Genomic DNA, 17,865 nt, shown 5'->3' with positions numbered 1-17,865 from the left:
CATTCACCCACCCGCTGAAGGAGTCACCTAATGGCTTGGACTAAACCCGCTTACACCGATCTGCGAATTGGCTTTGAAGTCACCATGTACTTCGCAAGCCGTTGATCTGCCTGCCTCTTGAATAAAAGAGCCAAGCAGGGCAACCCAACGCCTCGGTTCGCCGGGGCGTTTTTATTTTCAGCTTCGCAAGAGAACACCTCATGTTCGTCCAGATTCTAGGTTCCGCCGCTGGCGGCGGATTCCCGCAGTGGAACTGCAATTGCGTCAACTGCTCGGGTTTTCGTGATGGCAGCCTGCGCGCCACCGCCCGCACCCAGTCCTCCATTGCAATTTCCGATGACGGCGTGAACTGGGTTCTGTGCAACGCCTCGCCCGATATTCGCGCCCAGCTGCAAAGCTTCGCCCCGATGCAACCGGGCCGCGCCCTGCGTGATACCGGGATCAGCGCGATCATCCTGATGGACAGCCAGATCGACCACACCACTGGTCTGCTCAGCCTGCGCGAAGGCTGCCCACATGATGTGTGGTGCACTGATATGGTCCACGAAGACCTGAGCACCGGCTTCCCGCTGTTCACCATGCTCAAGCACTGGAACGGGGGCCTGAACTGGAACCGCATCGAGCTTGAAGGCTCGTTCACCATCCCGGCCTGCCCCAACCTGCGTTTCAGCCCGCTGCCATTGCGCAGTGCAGCACCGCCTTATTCGCCGCACCGTTTCGACCCGCACCCAGGTGACAACATTGGCCTGATCGTCGAAGACCTGCGCACCGGTGGCAAGCTGTTCTATGCGCCTGGACTGGGCAAGGTTGATGCGCCGTTGCTCGAAATCATGGCCGGCAGCGACTGCCTGCTGGTGGACGGCACAATGTGGGATGACGACGAAATGCAGCGCCGTGGCGTCGGCACCCGTACCGGCCGCGAAATGGGCCACCTGGCGCAAAACGGTCCCGGCGGCATGCTCGACGTGCTTGAGCAACTGCCCGAGCAGCGCAAAGTACTTATTCACATCAACAACACCAACCCGATCCTCGACGAAGACTCTGCCGAACGTGCCGAACTGGTGCGCCGGGGGGTTGAAGTGGCCTTTGATGGCATGAGTATCGAGTTGTAATTGAACCATCCAACTTTTTAGCCGCTGCCGCAGGCTGCGATGGCTGCCTAGCGGCCTCGTTGTTATGAAGGGTCTACGACCCTTATCGCAGCCTGCGGCAGCGGCTACAAAAGCATTTTTTGGAGGCGCCCGATGACCCAAGTCCCACTCTCAACCGCCGAATTCGAGGCCGCCCTGCGTGCCAAAGGCGCCTATTACCACATCTACCACCCCTATCAGGTGGCAATGTACGAAGGCCGCGCGACCCGCGAGCAGATTCAGGGCTGGGTCGCCAACCGCTTCTACTATCAGGTCAATATCCCGCTCAAGGACGCCGCCATCCTGGCCAACTGCCCGGATCGCGAAGTACGTCGCGAATGGATTCAACGCCTGCTCGACCACGACGGCGCCCCCGGCGAAGACGGCGGCATCGAAGCCTGGCTGCGCCTGGGCCAAGCAGTCGGCCTGGACCCGGACCAACTGCGCTCCCAGGAGCTGGTACTGCCCGGCGTGCGCTTCGCGGTGGACGCTTACGTAAACTTCGCCCGCCGCGCCAGTTGGGAGGAAGCCGCCAGCAGCTCGCTGACCGAGATGTTCGCGCCGCAAATCCACCAGTCGCGACTCGACAGCTGGCCCCAGCATTACCCGTGGATCGACCCGGCCGGCTATGAGTACTTCCGCACTCGCCTGGGCCAGGCCCGACGCGACGTGGAGCACGGGCTGGCGATCACCCTGCAGCACTACACCACCTACGCGGGCCAGCAGCGCATGCTGGAAATTCTGCAGTTCAAACTCGACATCCTTTGGAGCATGCTCGATGCCATGACCATGGCCTACGAACTGGACCGCCCGCCTTATCACAGCGTGACCAGCGAACGGGTCTGGCATAAAGGAATCACCTTATGAACTTCGATCGCAGCAAAATCCCCACCTGGCGTACCGGCTACCGGTTTCAGTACGAACCCGCGCAAAAAGGCCATGTGCTGCTATACCCCGAAGGCATGATCAAACTCAATGAAAGCGCCGCACTGATCGGCGGCCTGATCGATGGCCAACGCGATGTCGCGGCCATTATTGGTGAACTGGACAAACAGTTCCCCGGCGTACCTGAGCTCGGTGCCGACATCGAGCAATTTATGGAGGTCGCTCGTGCAGAGCACTGGATCGAACTCGCCTGACCGCCTGATGCCGTTGCCCCCCAAGCCCGACGTGGGCCTGCCGCTGTGGCTGCTGGCCGAGTTGACCTATCGTTGCCCGCTGCAATGCCCGTATTGCTCCAACCCGCTGGACTTCGCCCAGCAAGGCAAAGAGCTAAGCACTGAGCAGTGGATCAAGGTCTTTCGCGAAGCGCGGGAGATGGGCGCCGCTCAGCTTGGGTTCTCCGGTGGCGAGCCGCTGGTGCGTCAGGACTTGGCAGAGCTGATCGGCGAGGCCCGCACGCTTGGCTTCTACACCAACCTGATCACCTCGGGCATCGGCCTGACCGAGCAAAAAATCAGCGATTTCAAAAAAGCCGGGCTGGACCATATCCAGATCAGTTTCCAGGCCAGCGACGAGCAAGTGAACAACCTGCTGGCGGGCTCGAAAAAGGCCTTCGCGCAAAAGCTCGAAATGGCCCGCGCCGTAAAAGCCCACGGCTATCCGATGGTGCTGAACTTCGTCACCCACCGGCACAACATCGACAAGATCGACCGCATCATCGAGCTGTGCATCGCCCTTGAGGCCGACTTTGTCGAGCTCGCCACCTGCCAGTTCTACGGCTGGGCCCAGCTCAATCGCGTTGGCCTGCTGCCGACCAAGGAACAGCTTGTCCGGGCTGAGCGCATCACCAATGAATACCGGGCCAAGCTTGAAGCCGAAGGGCATCCCTGCAAGCTGATTTTCGTCACTCCGGACTATTACGAAGAGCGCCCCAAAGCCTGCATGAACGGCTGGGGCAGCATCTTTTTGACCGTGACACCTGACGGCACGGCACTGCCGTGTCATGGTGCACGGCAAATGCCGGTCGAGTTTCCCAATGTGCGCGACCACAGCATGCAGCACATCTGGTACGACTCGTTTGGCTTCAACCGTTTTCGCGGTTATGACTGGATGCCCGAGCCCTGCCGCTCGTGCGACGAGAAAGAAAAGGACTTCGGCGGCTGTCGTTGCCAGGCCTTTATGCTCACCGGAGACGCCAGCAATGCCGACCCGGTCTGCAGCAAATCGCCACAACACGACCTGATTCTCAAGGCGCGCGAAGAAGCCGAGCACGCCACCCAGACCATCGAACAATTGGCCTTCCGAAATGAACGAAACTCGCGCCTCATCGCTAAAAGCTGAACCATTCAGCGCCGCACTCGCCGTTGCCGCCGGGGTCGATTTCGCAGAGTTGCGAGTCGGCCCACAGGGCCTGTTCTGGAATGAATATCGCCCACAAGACGCCGCCTCCCGCATCTGGCACTGGCGCGATGGCCTGGCACACTGCCTGACGCCCAGCGGTTTCAGCGCACGCAGCAGGGTGTACGAGTACGGCGGTGGCGCGTTTTGCCTGAGCGATGAGGCCGTGGTGTTCGTCAACGAAGCCGATCAGCAACTGTACTTGCAACCTCTGGACGGCACCGCCCCACAAGCGCTGACCCAAGGCACATGCCGCTACGGCGGCCTGCAGTTTGCTGCCGGGCTGGTGCTGGCCGTCGAAGAGAATATTGATCAGCATCGACTGGTCAGCATCAACCTCAGCACCCTTGAGCGCCGGGTATTGGCCGAAGGTGCCGACTTCTATGCAGCGCCCGCGCTGAGCCCTGACGGCCAACGCCTGGCCTGGGTTGAGTGGAGCCGCCCGCATCAGCCGTGGACATCGACCCGCCTGATGCTGGCCGAAGGCCAAAACGCAGGTCTCTGGAATACCGCGCAATGTCTGGCCGGTGATCTGGGCGAAGAATCGCTGCAACAGCCGCGCTTCGACGAACACAACCGCCTGCATTGCCTGACCGACCGTGCAGGTTTCTGGCAGCCGTGGGCTGAGTCCGGCGAAGGCCTGGTGCCCGCACCCGGGGCTCGCGCCGATCACGCCCCGGCTCCCTGGCAGTTAGGTACCTGTACCTGGCTGCCCCTGGGTGAACAGACCTATCTGGCCAGTTGGACCGAAGCCGGTTTCGGACATTTGGGCATCCGCTCGGCTGACGGTAACCTTGAAGACTTCACCGGCGATTACAGTCATTTTCGCAGCCTGGCGCTGGATGACGAGTTTATTTACTGCATCGCCGCATCACCGGTACGCCCTTCAGCGGTGGTCCGTATTCGCCGCGCCGACCACCAGGTGGACGTGCTGGCCGGTGGCGCGGCGCCGTTGCCACCCGAGCGCATCAGCCGTCCGCAAACCCTGCGCTATCCTTCGGGCGGTGGCCAGGCTCACGGGTTTTTCTACCCGTCGATGCACGGCGAAAGCAAACCGCCATTGCTGGTATTTATTCACGGCGGACCGACTTCTGCCTGCTACCCGATGCTCGACCCGCGTATTCAGTACTGGACCCAGCGCGGCTTTGCCGTGGCCGACCTCAACTATCGCGGCAGCAGCGGCTATGGCCGCGAATATCGCCAAGCCCTGCATCTGGAATGGGGAGTGGTGGATGTCGAAGATGCCTGCTCAGTTGTCAGTTATCTCGCCGAACAGGGACTGATTGATCCCGACAACGCATTTATTCGCGGCGGTAGCGCGGGCGGTTACACCACCTTGTGCGCACTTGCGTTCAACCAGGTGTTCCGCGCAGGCGCCAGCCTGTATGGCGTCAGCGACCCGATTGCACTGACGCGCGCTACCCACAAGTTTGAAGGCGACTACCTGGACTGGCTGATTGGCGATCCCGAGCGCGACGCAGCACGCTACGCGGCGCGTACTCCATTGCTGTTCGCCAGCCAGATCAGCGTGCCGGTGATTTTCTTCCAAGGCGAACTGGACGCCGTCGTGGTGCCGCAACAAACCCGCGACATGCTCCAGGCCCTGCAAGACAACGGCATCCCGGCCCAAGCGCATTACTACCCTGACGAACGCCACGGTTTTCGCAAAGCCAGCAATCAGGCCCACGCGCTGGAGCAGGAATGGTTGTTTTACAGCCAGGTGATGCAAGCTGATGAATAACTTGTAGCAGTTGCCGAAGGAACGAGGCTACGTCCGGCTGCGCAGCAGTCGTAAACCAGTCAGCCTTGGTGTTACAGATGTATCGCGCTAACCGGGTTTGCGACGATTGCATCGTCGAACGCAGCCTCGTTCCTTCGGCAGCTGCTACAGATATCTACAGTCTTAAAGATTAGCGCTTGGCGATAATCCACACCGCGTGCACGATCCCCGGGATGTAACCGCATAGGGTCAGCAGAATATTCAGCCAGAACGCCCCGGCAAAACCCACTTGCATAAACACGCCCAGTGGCGGGAGCAGGATGGCGAAGATGATTTTAATAAGGTCCATACAGTCAGCTCCCTAATAATGGTGGGCTCAATCAAGCCCTGCCATTAATCGACTCTGAGCGCGGACCAAAGGTTCACTCAGACTTATCCACAACCCAAAAAAAACGCCCTGTGCCGAAGGAATCAGGCACAGGGCGACGCGTTATACCGCGAGACGGTTCTTTAAATTCTGTATGGCGGCGGCAATCAGACGGCGACCCCGCGACGGCACTGCAATTGCGCCGTTCGTACCCGAGCAAATGCCCGGGCCAGACGCAGCAACATCTCATCGACATTGCCTTTGCTCACGCACAGGGCCGGAGTAAAGCGCAGGCAGTCGGGCTGCGGCGCGCTGATCAGCAAACCCTCGTACAGGGCAGCCTTGACCACCGCTTCTGCTGAGTCATCCGACAAGGTCAGCCCCCACAACAAGCCCTGTCCGCGCAATTCACCCTGTGCATAACTATTGGCCAACCGGCCCAAGCCCTCGCGCAGGTGCTGCCCCGTGTCGCGTACTTGTTGCAAAAAGCTTTTTTCCAGCAGCGTGTCGAGCACCGCCAAACCAGCGGCGCTCATCAGCGCGTTGCCGTGATGAGTGCCACCCAACTCACCAGGCTCCAGACAGCACGCCTTGCCCCTGGCCAGCAACGCGGCCAGTGGTACACCGCCGCCCAGGCCTTTGCCCAGAGTGATGATGTCGGCACGAATGCCGTAGTTCTGTTCCGCCAACAAGGTGCCGCAACGCCCCATACCGGTCTGGACTTCATCCAGGATCAGCAGAATTCCCAGCTCGCGGCACAACCGCTCAACACCCTTGAGGTAATGCTCGGTCGCCGGGATCACACCGGCCTCGCTTTGCACCGGCTCCAGCATGATGGCCACGGTCTGTGCATCGACCGCCGCATGCAACGCGGGCAAATCGTTAAACGGCACATTGATAAAGCCCGGCAATTGCGGCTCGAAACGGTTATCCAGCGTCGCACTGCCCGAGGCCGACATCGCACCAAAGCTGCGGCCGTGGCAGCTGCGGCTGGCGGTGATAATCCGATGGGCGCCACCGCGATGCAGTTGCCCCCATTTGCGCGCCAGCTTGATCGCGCCCTCGTTGGCTTCAGCTCCGGTATTGAGTAAATGCACCTGATCGCTGCCAGTGCTTTCGCACAAACGCTGCGCCAGGTTCAGCATCCCGCGGTTTAAAAAGCCCGCCCCCGGATTCATCAACGATTGCGCTTGATCGGCCAACGCCTTGACCACAGCCGCCGGACTGTGGCCCAGGCTATTGGCCGCACCGCCCTGGGTGAAATCCAGATACGCTCGGCTGTCGCTGTCCCACATCCACGACCCCTGCCCCCGCACAAACACTTGAGCTTCGCGCTCAACGCAGGGCATCAGGTACTCACGGGCAGGGTGGTTGCCAGAAATGGACGGCGCAGAATGCGCAGCCATCTCTTCAAGGCTGGGGGAGTGACGACGCAGGTTAAACAGGTTCATGCACGCGGACCTTGTGACCATAAACAGATTCGATTTGCAACTACTGGCAGTTCAGTCGGAAGGTAAACCTCTTGATGGGTTTATTGCCTTGCCTATGTAAAACACCGCTACAAATCAGCATCTCAGGCTCGATGAGCCTTCTAGAATGGGCGTAGACTAGGCGCCTGCGGGCCGTTGAGCCATTTCGTTTTTTAAGTATTTTCGATAAGTAAAACTTATGGATTTCAAGCAACTGCGTTATTTCGTCGCGGTCTATGAAGAAGGCCATGTTGGACGCGCTGCCGAGCGGCTTTCTATCTCGCAGCCAGCCTTGTCGCAGCAGATTCGCCAGCTCGAACACACGCTTGATGTCAGCCTCTTTGAGCGCAGCAGCAAACGACTGTTGCCCACCCTGGCGGCGCACACGCTGTACAACCACGCACTGCCACTGCTCGACGGTTTACAGCGGGCCAAAGAGGCCCTGCACAACTTCCAGGGCCAGGCCCTGCGCACTATTGCCATCGGTGTTCTGCAAACCGTGCATACCAGCCTGGTGCCGCAAATGCTTGAGCGAGTACGACAGGCTCAACCCCACTTGGTGGTACAGATTTACGAACTGACCGGGATCGAGATCGAACGACGCCTGCTCAATGGTTCACTCGACATCGGTATCAGCTACCTGCCGCCACGACAGCCGGGGCTGCACGGGATGATGCTGTACGAAGACGAACTGCAACTGGTGATCCCTGCCGATCATCCATTGCGCGAATTCAAGAAAGTCTCGCTGAGTCAGGCCGCTGAACTACCGATGTTGCTGCTGGGGGAAGAGTTTCAGGTACGCCAGATCTGGCAAACCCAGCTCGCCAACCTGGGCCGTCGACCGCAGGTTCAGGCTGAGCTGAACACCATGGCCGGGATTCTCGACAGCCTGCCTCACAGCAAACTGGCCACCGTACTGCCGGGACGCTCGCGTCAGCAACATGACGACAAGGCTCTACTGTGGAAACCGCTGAGTGAGCCGAGGGTGCCGCTAAAGGTGGGGTTGGTGTGCCGCGATGTGCAGCGTCAGCAGGCAACATTGGGGTTGTTGCGCACACTGCTTGAGGATGTGATGCATCCACAGGCCACCACGATGTAAATGTGGGAGCGGGATATGTTGAAACCCGATCAAACAGAAAATACTGACGCACAAAAAAGAAAACCCCGCCGAGGCGGGGTTTTGCAGACTGTTTCCCTGACTTCCTTTTCACTCCGCCATCCTGGCAGAATCCTACGTGTCCGTGTTGTTGCTTTGAGCTTCCTGCTCTACGTCCATGAGAAGTAGATTACCCATGGATCCAATCTGGCGATATGGGCGATTGGCAGCATGTTATGTAAGCAAATGCTTACAACGTACTAAACAGGTTAAAAATGTGCTTCATCCAGCAGATAAAGCGACTCACTGCCCGCCTTCACCGAAGCGCTCAAGGAGTGGATACGCGGCAGCAAACGTGCGAAATAGAAGCGTGCAGTCCCCAGTTTGCTGACATAGAACGCTTCATCGGACTCTTTACCTAACGCAGCCTTGGCCATCAGCGCCCACATATATGCATACGCGGTGTAACCAAAAACCTGAAGGTACTCGACAGAAGCTGCACCGATCTCGTTCGGGTTGCTCTGCGAACGGTCCAGGACCCAGGCGGTCAACTGATCAAGTGTGTCCAAAGCTGCAGCCAATGGCTGGGTGAACTCATTCAAGTCGCTGTTTGCAGAGGCGATGAACTGACGAATCTCATCGGCAAATAAACGGTAGTAAACACCGCGATTACCAACGATCTTGCGCCCCACCAGATCCAGCGCCTGGATACCGTTGGTGCCCTCGTAAATCTGGGTGATGCGCACATCACGCACCAGTTGCTCCTGGCCCCACTCACGAATATAGCCATGACCGCCGAACACTTGCTGACCATGCACGGTGGTTTCAAGGCCCAGGTCGGTCAAGAAGGCCTTGGCGACCGGGGTCAACAACGCGACCAGATCATCCGCCCGCTCACGCGCAGCCGGGTCTTCGCTGAACTTGGCGATATCCAGTTGATTGGCAACGTAGGTCGAAAAAGCCCGCCCGCCTTCGTTCGAGGCCTTCATCGTCAACAGCATGCGCCGCACGTCAGCGTGCACGATGATCGGATCAGCCACTTTGTCTTTGGCCTGAGGGCCGGTAGCTGCGCGTCCTTGCAGACGGTCACGGGCATATTCCACAGCGTTCTGATATGAACGCTCACCCGAGGCCAGGCCCTGAATCCCAACGCCCAGACGCTCGTAGTTCATCATGGTGAACATTGCGGCCAGGCCGCGGTTGGGCTCACCTACCAGATAGCCCACAGCTTCGTCGAAGTTCATCACGCAGGTGGCCGAAGCCTGAATACCCATTTTGTGCTCGATCGAGCCGCAGGTAACCGGGTTGCGATCACCCAGGCTGCCATCGGCATGGACCATGAACTTGGGCACCAGGAACAGCGAAATACCTTTAGGCCCGGCCGGCGCATCCGGCAGTTTGGCCAGCACCAGATGGATGATGTTTTCCGTCAGGTCGTGCTCGCCGCCGGTGATGAATATTTTGGTCCCGCTGACCTTGTAAGAACCATCTGCTTGAGGCTCGGCCTTGGTGCGAATAATCCCCAGGTCCGTACCGGCATGGGGCTCGGTCAAGCACATGGAACCGGCCCACACACCCGAGTACATATTCGGCAGATAAGTGGCCTTCAATTCGTCGCTGGCGTGGGCGTTGATAGAGACACAGGCCCCGGCTGTCAGCATCGGGTACAAGCCGAACGACAGGCTGGAGGAGTTGATCATTTCTTCGACCTGGGCCGATACCGCCTTGGGCATGCCCATGCCGCCGAACTCGGGGTCACCCCCCACGCCAACCCAACCGCCTTCAGCGTAGGTGCGATAGGCATCGACGAAACCGGCCGGGGTGGTTACCGCGCCATTGTCCCAGTGGCAACCTTCTTCATCGCCGCTACGACTCAGCGGTGAGATGCTTTTAGCGGTGACCTTGCCCGCTTCTTCGAGTATGGCTTCAACCGTTTCAGCATCTACGGTCTCTGCCAACGCAGGCAATTGCGCCCAAAGTGTAGCGACCTCGAAGACTTCATTGAGGACGAAGCGCATATCGCGCAGGGGCGCTTTGTAGTCAGCCATGGCAAACCTCGTAATCTGTAAACGGCGATTAATGTAGGACCCAGTCTATCTTAACGACGATGTCGATACATAGGGTCATGCTGTGACCGATACAAATGTAACAGTCACGAGGATATGTATTGCGTGGGAGCGAGCCTGCTCGCGAAGGCTTTCGCGAGCAGGCTCGCTCCCACAGATGGTTTCTTGAGGAGTGCCCGAAAGAAAAAAAGCTGCGAACCCCATGGGAACGCAGCTTTTTAAATGACCCGCCGAGGCTTAGTAGCCCAGGTCGAAGTCTTCTTCTTTCATGTCCATCAGGTTGGCAGCGCCCGACAGCATGGTGGCAACGTGTGCGCGAGTGCGCGGCAAGATGCGCTGGAAGTAGAAGCGCGCAGTTTGCAGCTTGGCTTTGTAGAAGGCTTCTTCCGAAGTACCTGCCGCCAGCTTTTCAGCCGCCAGACGGGCCATGTCAGCCCAGAAGTACGCCAGGCACGCATAACCGGAATACATCAGGTAATCGACCGAGGCCGCACCTACTTCTTCACGGTCTTTCATGGCTGCCATACCGACCTTCATGGTCAGCTCGCCCCATTCCTTGTTCAGTGCAGCCAGCGGAGTCACGAATTCCTGAACGGCTTCGTTGCCTTCGTTGGTCTGGCAGAACTTGTGCACGATCTTGGTGAAGCCCTTAAGCGCTTCGCCTTGAGTCATCAGCACTTTACGGCCCAGCAGGTCGAGTGCCTGGATACCGGTGGTGCCTTCGTACAGCATCGAAATGCGGCTGTCGCGAACGTTCTGCTCCATGCCCCACTCGGCGATAAAGCCGTGGCCGCCGTAGATTTGAACGCCGTGGTTGGCGGACTCAAAACCGACTTCAGTCATGAACGCTTTAGCGATCGGAGTCATGAAAGCCAGCAGTGCGTCGGCTTTCTTCTTCTCTTCTTCATCAACACCGTATTTGACGATGTCGACTAGCTTGGCGGTGAAGTAAACCATCGCACGGTTGCCTTCGGCGAAAGCCTTCATGGTCAACAGCATGCGGCGAACATCCGGGTGAACGATGATCGGGTCAGCTGCCTTTTCAGGTGCTTTAGGGCCGGTCAACGAACGCATTTGCAAACGGTCGCGAGCATATTTCAAACCGCCCTGGAAACCGATTTCTGCGTGGGACAAGCCCTGCAGGGCGGTGCCCAGACGTGCGGTGTTCATAAAGGTGAACATGCAGTTCAGGCCTTTGTTCGGCGGGCCGATCAGGAAACCTGTAGCGCCGTCGAAGTTCATCACACAGGTAGCGTTACCGTGGATGCCCATTTTGTGCTCAAGCGAGCCACAGGACACGGCGTTGCGCTCACCGATGCTGCCATCGGCGTTAGCCTTGAACTTGGGCACGATAAACAGCGAAATGCCTTTGGTCCCAGCCGGTGCATCCGGCAGGCGGGCCAGTACGATATGGACGATGTTGTCGGCCATGTCGTGTTCGCCGGCCGAGATAAAGATCTTGGTGCCTGAAATCTTGTACGAGCCGTCAGCCTGAGGTTCAGCCTTGGTGCGCAGCAGGCCGAGGTCCGTACCACAGTGCGATTCGGTCAGGCACATGGTGCCGGTCCATTCGCCGGTCACCAGCTTGCTCAGGTAGGTCTCTTGCTGCTCGGCAGTGCCGTGCTCGGAGATGGTGTTCATCGCGCCATGAGACAGGCCTGGGTACATACCCCACGACCAGTTGGCAGCGCCGACCATTTCACTTACCGCCAGGCCCAAAGACTCCGGCAGGCCTTGGCCACCGTGCTCTACGTCGTGCGCCAGGCTTGGCCAGCCGCCTTCAACGAATTGCTTGTAGGCTTCTTTAAAACCGGTAGGGGTTTTAACCCCGGATTCACTCCAGGTGCAGCCTTCGATGTCACCCACGCGGTTCAGAGGTGCCAGCACCTGCTCACAAAACTTGGCGCCCTCTTCAAGAATGGCGTCAACCATATCTGGAGTAGCGTCCTGGCAAGCCGGCAGGCTCTGATAGTGCGCTTCGTAACCGAGCAGTTCGTCACGAACGAAGCGAATATCACGCAAGGGGGCCTTGTAGTCAGGCATAGCGATAAACCTCTGCTGATGAATCCGGGAGATGAACAACCGCGTGGATTTGTTATAGCGGTCAAACAGTTGTTTGAAACATACGTTTACGCCTATTTATTGTCAAGCAGCGCGAAGCCGCCGTTCGTCGTAGGTCGGATTTGTCAGGCAAAAGGAAAAGGAATGGTGGGAGCGAGCCTGCTAGCGATACAGGCGACGCGGACAGTCTGTCAGACCGAGCCGATGCCATCGCGGGCAAGCCCGCTCCCACAATAGATCGTGGTCTGAATTGGAGCGGCTTTCAGTCCAGCAAATCGAGTTGCAGGTATTCAGCCACGGACTGTGCCGACGCTGATTTCAACTTTGGCACCCGCCCCAGGCAGGGTGCGGGCAAGCGTTCCGCCAGGGTGGCGAGGTTTTCTTCCAGGCGTGAAGTTTTCGGGCCAATGATATTGGCCACCCAGCCAGCCAGTTGCAGGCCATCCCGGGCAATCGCCTCGGCCGTCAATAATGCATGGCTGATACACCCCAAACGCACGCCCACCACCAGAATTACCGGCAGGTCCAGGGCCTGCGCCAGGTCCGACAAACTGTCTTGCCCTGACAGTGGCACGCGCCAGCCGCCAGCGCCTTCAATCAAGGTGAAATCTGCCTGTTTGGCCAGGATCTGCTGCATGGGCGTCAGCAACGAGCGCACCGTCAACACCACCCCGGCTTCACGCGCAGCAATATGCGGGGCGATTGCCGGTTCGAACGCGACCGGGTTGACCTCGGCATAACTCAGTTCGATGGTGCTTTCAGCCATCAGCGCCAGCGCGTCCGCATTGCGCAAACCCTGTGGCGTGACTTCACAGCCAGACGCCACCGGTTTGCCCGCTGCCGTGCTCAGCCCTGCGGCGCGTGCGGCATACAACAAACCTGCTGCCACCGTGGTTTTGCCCACATCCGTATCTGTACCGGTAATGAAGTACGCAGGGCTCATCGCGCTTTCTCCAAAATGCCGTAGACCACCTGATACGTCGCCGGTAGCCCGAGCGGTTGACGAAACTGCTCATAGGCGCCAATCAACCCCTGAAGCCGTGCCCTTCCGGTCAATCCTTCGGGGCGCCCTGGATTCAGATTGTGAGCCCCAAGAGCTTTCAGTTCATGAGTCAACTGGCGAACTTGCGGGTAGTGCAGCACATGCGCCTGATTGTGCAAGCTGGCAACGTGCAACTGGCTGTCTGCACACAACTGCTGATAAGTCTCGAACTCACGAAAGCGATTGACGTGAACCTGACCATCAACCGCCCGCCAACTGTCGCGCAGCTCACTCAAAGTGCCCACGCACAAACTGGCAAATGCCAACACACCACCGGGCTTGAGCACACGATGGGCTTCGCTCAGAACCGCTCTGAAATCAGCGCACCATTGCAACGCCAGACTGGAAAAAATCACGTCGCAACTGTTCGACTGCAGCGGCAGGCTTTCGGCATCGCCGGCAATAAAATGCTGCGCCCCACCCAAGGGCCGGGCATACGCCAGCATGCCTTGGGCGATATCCAGCGCCAGCCCTTGGCTATTGGCAAAACGCTGGCCCAACTCACGGCTGAAATAGCCCGTACCACTGCCCAGATCCAGCCAGCGTTGCGGGGTTAGCCCTGGCGGTAAACGGGTAATCAGTTCGTGGCCAACGGCACGTTGCAACTCGGCGACACTGTCGTAGCTGCTCGCCGCACGGGAAAACGAAACCGCCACCTGACGCTTGTCCGGCAAGCTGGCCGCAAGCATCGCAATACTCAAATCATTCATCGCCCGACTCGTGTAAAAAAGCCTGGATTGCCGCCGCCAGTTCATGGGGGGCTTCCAGCAAAAATGCATGACAGGCCTGTTCGATCAGGCCCACTTCGACATCGGGTAATAACGCCAGCACATCGGATGCAGCCTGTACCGGCACCAGGGCATCGAGCCCGGCATACAGATGCAATTGCGGTCCGTTGAACCGCTGCAAGGCGGCCCGCGTGTCCAGCTTGCCCAGCAATTCAAGACCCGCCAACAGAGTGTCCGGCTGGGCTTTCGGCGCAGCGCCCAATAGCAGCCCGGCCAGTGCCCGAGACTCATGTGAACCTTGGCTGCACAGCAGGCAAAAGCGCTTCAGGGTGGTGTTGGGGGCATCGCGAAAACCGCTCAGGAACGGCTCAAAAGTAGACGCGGGCATCGCGCTTGGCCAATCCTCGCGACTGACAAAGCTCGCGTTACTGGCCAATGTCACCAGCCCGCAACACCGATCGCCCCGACGCGCCGCCAGCTCGCTGGCGAGCATCCCGCCCAGCGACCAGCCGCCCAGCCAGACGTTGTCGGGCAGGGTCGAGTCGAGCTCATCGAGCCAGTCGTCAAGATCGGCGGACAACAGCACCGGCAGCGGTTCGATTTCAACCCGCAAGTGCTCGTCCAGCCCACGCAAAGCCACAGCCAGCGGCTCCAGGGGTGAAACCCCCAGGCCCCAGCCCGGCAGCAGAATCAAACGATCACGCATGATCTCGCTCCAACGTACGCCAACAGTCGTCGAGTGCACTTAACAATAGCTGCACCTGGGCCTCTGTGTGGGCAGCCGACAAGGTCACACGCAAGCGTGCGCTGCCTGCAGGCACCGTGGGCGGGCGAATGGCGGTCACCAGCAAGCCGCGCTCGCGCAGCATCTGCGACAAGCGAATAGCCCGGCCACTGTCGCCAATCATGATGGGTTGGATTGGGGTAAAGCTGTCCATCAATTGCAGGCCGATTTGCTCGGCGCCACGACGGAATTGACCGATCAAGGTGTTCAAGTGCTCACGGCGCCAGTGCTCGGTGCGCAACAGCTCAAGGCTTTTCAACGTGGCACAGGCAAGTGCTGGCGGCTGGCTAGTGGTGTAAATGTAAGGGCGGGCGAACTGGATCAGGCTTTCGATCAGTTCTTCGCTGCCCGCTACAAATGCACCGCTGGTGCCAAATGCCTTTCCCAACGTACCGACCAGCACCGGCACATCGTCCATGCCCAAGCCGAAGTGTTCGGCGATTCCGCCGCCATTGGCGCCTAACGGGCCAAAGCCGTGGGCATCGTCCACCATCAGCCAGGCACCCTTGGCCTTTGCTTCAAGGGCCAGTGCGGGCAGATCGGCCAGGTCGCCGTCCATGCTGAACACGCCATCGGTGACCACCAGCGTGTTGCCGCAGGCCTTCTCCAGACGTTTAGCCAAGCTGACCGCATCGTTATGCAGATAGCGGCTGAACCGCGCACCGCTCAACAGACCCGCATCCAGCAACGAGGCATGATTGAGCCGGTCTTCGAGCACCGTATCGCCCTGCCCCACCAGCGCCGTGACGGCACCCAGATTGGCCATATAGCCGTTGCTGAACAGCAGTGCCCGCGGGCGGCCAGTGAATTCGGCCAGGGCTTCTTCCAAAACGTGATGCGCAGTGCTGTGACCGATAACCAGATGCGACGCACCGCCGCCCACGCCCCAGCGCGACGCACCGGCCTGCCAGGCTTCGATCACCTGCGGGTGATTGGCCAGCCCCAGATAGTCGTTATTGCAGAACGCGAGCAGAGGCTGCCCGTCGACCACCACCAGCGGCCCTTGCGGGCTTTCCAGCAGCGGGCGCTGACGATACAGGTTATCGGCACGGCGAGCGGCCAGACGGGCGCTTAAATCAAAAGACATGCTGGCCTCGATGAGCGTTCGTAGCAGCTGCCGAACGCAGCCTTCGGCAGCTGCTACGGGGATATGTGATTTAAACCGCAGCGTTATAGAACTGCTCGCTGGATTTCTGATCGCGCAGCGCGTGTTCGATCACCGCCTGATGCACTTCGTCTGCGTGATCTTCGCGGGCTTCGGGCAAGATCCCCAGGCGGCTGAACAGTTGCATGTCCTTGTCCGCCTGCGGATTGGCCGTGGTCAGCAATTTGTCACCGTAGAAAATCGAGTTGGCCCCGGCAAAGAACGCCAACGCCTGCATTTGCTCGTTCATTGCCTCACGCCCGGCCGACAGGCGCACATGGCTGTGCGGCATCATGATCCGCGCCACGGCCAGCATGCGGATGAAATCAAACGGGTCGATGTCTTCGGCGTTTTCCATTGGCGTACCGGCCACTTTCACCAGCATGTTGATCGGCACCGACTCCGGGTGCTCCGGCAGGTTGGCCAGTTGGATCAGCAGGTTGGCGCGGTCGTCCAGCGACTCGCCCATGCCCAGAATCCCGCCGGAGCAGATTTTCATCCCGCTATCGCGCACGTAACTCAGGGTTTGCAGGCGCTCGCTGTACGTACGAGTGGTGATGATGCTGGTGTAGAACTCGGGCGAGGTGTCGAGGTTGTGGTTGTAGTAATCGAGACCGGCGTGGGCCAGTGCGGCAGTCTGCTCCTGATCGAGCTTGCCCAGGGTCATGCAGGTTTCCAGGCCCATGGCCTTCACGCCTTTGACCATTTCCAGCACGAAGGGCATGTCTTTGGCCGACGGGTGCTTCCAGGCCGCGCCCATGCAAAAGCGGGTGGCACCGATGGCCTTGGCGCGCTGTGCTTCTTCGAGCACCTTTTGCACTTGCATCAACTTCTCTTTCGCCAGGCCAGTGTTGTAGTGGCCCGACTGCGGACAATATTTGCAATCTTCCGGGCAAGCGCCGGTCTTGATCGACAGCAGCGTCGAAACCTGTACCCGATTGGCATCGAAATGCTTGCGGTGAACGGTCTGCGCCTCGAAAAGCAGGTCGTTGAAAGGCTGGGTAAACATCGCCCGGACTTCGGCTAAAGACCAATCATGTCGCAAGTTGGCAAGGCTGCTGGCGCTCATCGGCGTTTCTCTTGGTTATGCTTTGACTAGAACCTGAGGCAATCGCCCAGGCACGGCACGGATGTCGGCATGTTTAAGGATGTGACATGAACTGTCAACCACAATGGATTAGGCAGGTTTACATCTGGTTATTTAATAACCAGACATGTTTGTTATGCGATGAACGCAGCTACACACTGCACCCGCTGTGCGTTGCCTGCGAGCTGGAGCTGCCCTGGCTGGGCGACAGCTGTCAGCGCTGCGCCTTGCCACTGCCAATGGCTGGGCTGATGTGCGGTCATTGCATCAAGCAACCGCCCGCTTTCGAGCGCGTGCATGCACCCTGGGTATATGGATTTCCGGTCGACAGCCTGATCATCCGCTTCAAGCACCACAGCAAATGGCCATATGGCCGACTGTTGGCCGAACTTCTCAGCCAATCGCTGCTCGATGGCTTCAATTCAGGCGATCCCCGGCCCGACTTTCTGCTACCGGTGCCCCTGTCCATCAAGCGCCTGCGTCAGCGCGGCTATAACCAGGCCGCCATGCTCGCGCAATGGCTCAGCACTGCACTGAACATCCCTCAGCGCGAGCACTGGCTGCTGCGCATTCAAGACACCGCTGCACAACAGGCTCTGGATGCCAAAACCCGCAAGCGCAACTTGCTGCACGCATTCAGCCTCGCGCCTGGGGTGCAGGTTGGCGGATTGCATCTGGCGCTGGTCGATGACGTGCTGACCACCGGCGCCACGGCGCAAAGCCTGGCGCGCTTGTTGATCAGGGCCGGGGCACGGCGAGTAGACGTGTATTGCCTGGCCCGAACCCCAAAACCCGACGGGCCTCCTTGACTCACCCCGGCGGAGCAGGCAC

Annotated in this window: 17 protein-coding genes; 8 read left to right on the top strand and 9 right to left on the bottom strand. The window is 59.3% G+C overall.

Going from position 1 to position 17,865, the window contains the following annotated elements; translation table 11 throughout:
- The first annotated feature begins 30 nt into the window (after nt 1-30).
- The 6 genes from pqqA to V6L79_RS05155 all read left to right on the top strand — a co-directional run bounded on the left by pqqA (nt 31) and on the right by V6L79_RS05155 (nt 5,211).
- Nucleotides 31-105: a pyrroloquinoline quinone precursor peptide PqqA gene (gene pqqA / locus V6L79_RS05180; RefSeq protein ID WP_003444522.1), complete on the top strand. Its 75-nt coding sequence runs from the start codon at nt 31-33 to the stop codon at nt 103-105.
- Between the two features lie 95 nt (nt 106-200).
- Complete coding sequence (pqqB, locus tag V6L79_RS05175; RefSeq protein ID WP_321835520.1) at nt 201-1,112, top strand: pyrroloquinoline quinone biosynthesis protein PqqB; 912 nt, start codon at nt 201-203, stop codon at nt 1,110-1,112.
- Between the two features lie 132 nt (nt 1,113-1,244).
- Complete coding sequence (gene pqqC, locus V6L79_RS05170) at nt 1,245-1,997, top strand: pyrroloquinoline-quinone synthase PqqC (RefSeq protein ID WP_261740680.1); 753 nt, start codon at nt 1,245-1,247, stop codon at nt 1,995-1,997.
- Nucleotides 1,994-2,269 carry a pyrroloquinoline quinone biosynthesis peptide chaperone PqqD gene (pqqD, locus tag V6L79_RS05165; RefSeq protein WP_261740679.1) on the top strand — a complete coding sequence of 92 codons (276 nt, stop codon included), beginning with the start codon at nt 1,994-1,996 and terminating at the stop codon, nt 2,267-2,269. Before pqqC ends, pqqD begins: the two co-directional genes overlap by 4 nt.
- Nucleotides 2,270-2,276: 7 nt before the next feature.
- Nucleotides 2,277-3,413: a pyrroloquinoline quinone biosynthesis protein PqqE gene (gene pqqE / locus V6L79_RS05160; protein WP_321836483.1), complete on the top strand. Its 1,137-nt coding sequence runs from the start codon at nt 2,277-2,279 to the stop codon at nt 3,411-3,413.
- Nucleotides 3,379-5,211 carry a S9 family peptidase gene (locus V6L79_RS05155; protein WP_338579899.1) on the top strand — a complete coding sequence of 611 codons (1,833 nt, stop codon included), beginning with the start codon at nt 3,379-3,381 and terminating at the stop codon, nt 5,209-5,211. Before pqqE ends, V6L79_RS05155 begins: the two co-directional genes overlap by 35 nt.
- Before the next feature lie 169 nt (nt 5,212-5,380).
- Here the strand turns inward: V6L79_RS05155 and V6L79_RS05150 are convergent, their stop codons facing one another.
- Nucleotides 5,381-5,539 (bottom strand): YqaE/Pmp3 family membrane protein, encoded by a 159-nt coding sequence (locus tag V6L79_RS05150; protein ID WP_004419451.1) that lies wholly within the window; start codon nt 5,537-5,539, stop codon nt 5,381-5,383.
- A gap of 185 nt (nt 5,540-5,724) precedes the next feature.
- A complete protein-coding gene (locus tag V6L79_RS05145) occupies nt 5,725-7,008 on the bottom strand; it encodes an aspartate aminotransferase family protein (protein WP_261740677.1) in 1,284 nt (427 codons plus the stop codon).
- Nucleotides 7,009-7,225: 217 nt separating this feature from the next.
- On the opposite strand from V6L79_RS05145, the gene V6L79_RS05140 reads away from it, so the two are divergent.
- The gene (locus tag V6L79_RS05140) at nt 7,226-8,125 is read left to right on the top strand and encodes a LysR family transcriptional regulator (RefSeq protein WP_261740676.1); all 900 of its coding nucleotides are present in this window, start codon (nt 7,226-7,228) and stop codon (nt 8,123-8,125) included.
- A 266-nt stretch (nt 8,126-8,391) separates the two neighbouring features.
- On the opposite strand, the gene V6L79_RS05135 is transcribed toward V6L79_RS05140, so the two are convergent.
- The 7 genes from V6L79_RS05135 to bioB form a co-directional block, all read right to left on the bottom strand.
- On the bottom strand, nt 8,392-10,170 hold the full coding sequence (locus V6L79_RS05135) for an acyl-CoA dehydrogenase C-terminal domain-containing protein (RefSeq protein ID WP_338579898.1): 1,779 nt from the start codon (nt 10,168-10,170) through the stop codon (nt 8,392-8,394).
- Between the two features lie 255 nt (nt 10,171-10,425).
- Complete coding sequence (locus tag V6L79_RS05130; protein WP_261740674.1) at nt 10,426-12,231, bottom strand: phenylacyl-CoA dehydrogenase; 1,806 nt, start codon at nt 12,229-12,231, stop codon at nt 10,426-10,428.
- 280 nt (nt 12,232-12,511) lie between these two features.
- On the bottom strand, nt 12,512-13,192 hold the full coding sequence (gene bioD / locus V6L79_RS05125) for a dethiobiotin synthase (RefSeq protein ID WP_261740673.1): 681 nt from the start codon (nt 13,190-13,192) through the stop codon (nt 12,512-12,514).
- Nucleotides 13,189-14,001 carry a malonyl-ACP O-methyltransferase BioC gene (gene bioC, locus V6L79_RS05120; RefSeq protein WP_321835511.1) on the bottom strand — a complete coding sequence of 271 codons (813 nt, stop codon included), beginning with the start codon at nt 13,999-14,001 and terminating at the stop codon, nt 13,189-13,191. The genes bioD and bioC overlap by 4 nt, the downstream gene beginning before the upstream one ends.
- On the bottom strand, nt 13,994-14,725 hold the full coding sequence (locus V6L79_RS05115) for an alpha/beta fold hydrolase (RefSeq protein ID WP_261740671.1): 732 nt from the start codon (nt 14,723-14,725) through the stop codon (nt 13,994-13,996). Before V6L79_RS05115 ends, bioC begins: the two co-directional genes overlap by 8 nt.
- Entirely contained in the window at nt 14,718-15,890 is a 1,173-nt protein-coding gene (bioF, locus tag V6L79_RS05110) for an 8-amino-7-oxononanoate synthase (RefSeq protein ID WP_261740670.1), read from the bottom strand. The genes V6L79_RS05115 and bioF overlap by 8 nt, the downstream gene beginning before the upstream one ends.
- A gap of 70 nt (nt 15,891-15,960) precedes the next feature.
- Entirely contained in the window at nt 15,961-17,016 is a 1,056-nt protein-coding gene (gene bioB / locus V6L79_RS05105) for a biotin synthase BioB (RefSeq protein ID WP_261740669.1), read from the bottom strand.
- Between the two features lie 86 nt (nt 17,017-17,102).
- Between bioB and V6L79_RS05100 the strand changes: the two genes are divergently transcribed.
- Complete coding sequence (locus V6L79_RS05100) at nt 17,103-17,843, top strand: ComF family protein (RefSeq protein ID WP_338579897.1); 741 nt, start codon at nt 17,103-17,105, stop codon at nt 17,841-17,843.
- The last annotated feature ends 22 nt before the right edge of the window (nt 17,844-17,865 follow it).

This window comes from Pseudomonas sp. ML2-2023-6 (genome assembly GCF_037055265.1).
Classification (GTDB): Bacteria; Pseudomonadota; Gammaproteobacteria; order Pseudomonadales; family Pseudomonadaceae; genus Aquipseudomonas; species Aquipseudomonas kulmbachensis.
Note: the sequence above shows the minus strand (reverse complement) of the source record. Positions and strands in the feature narration are given on the sequence as shown.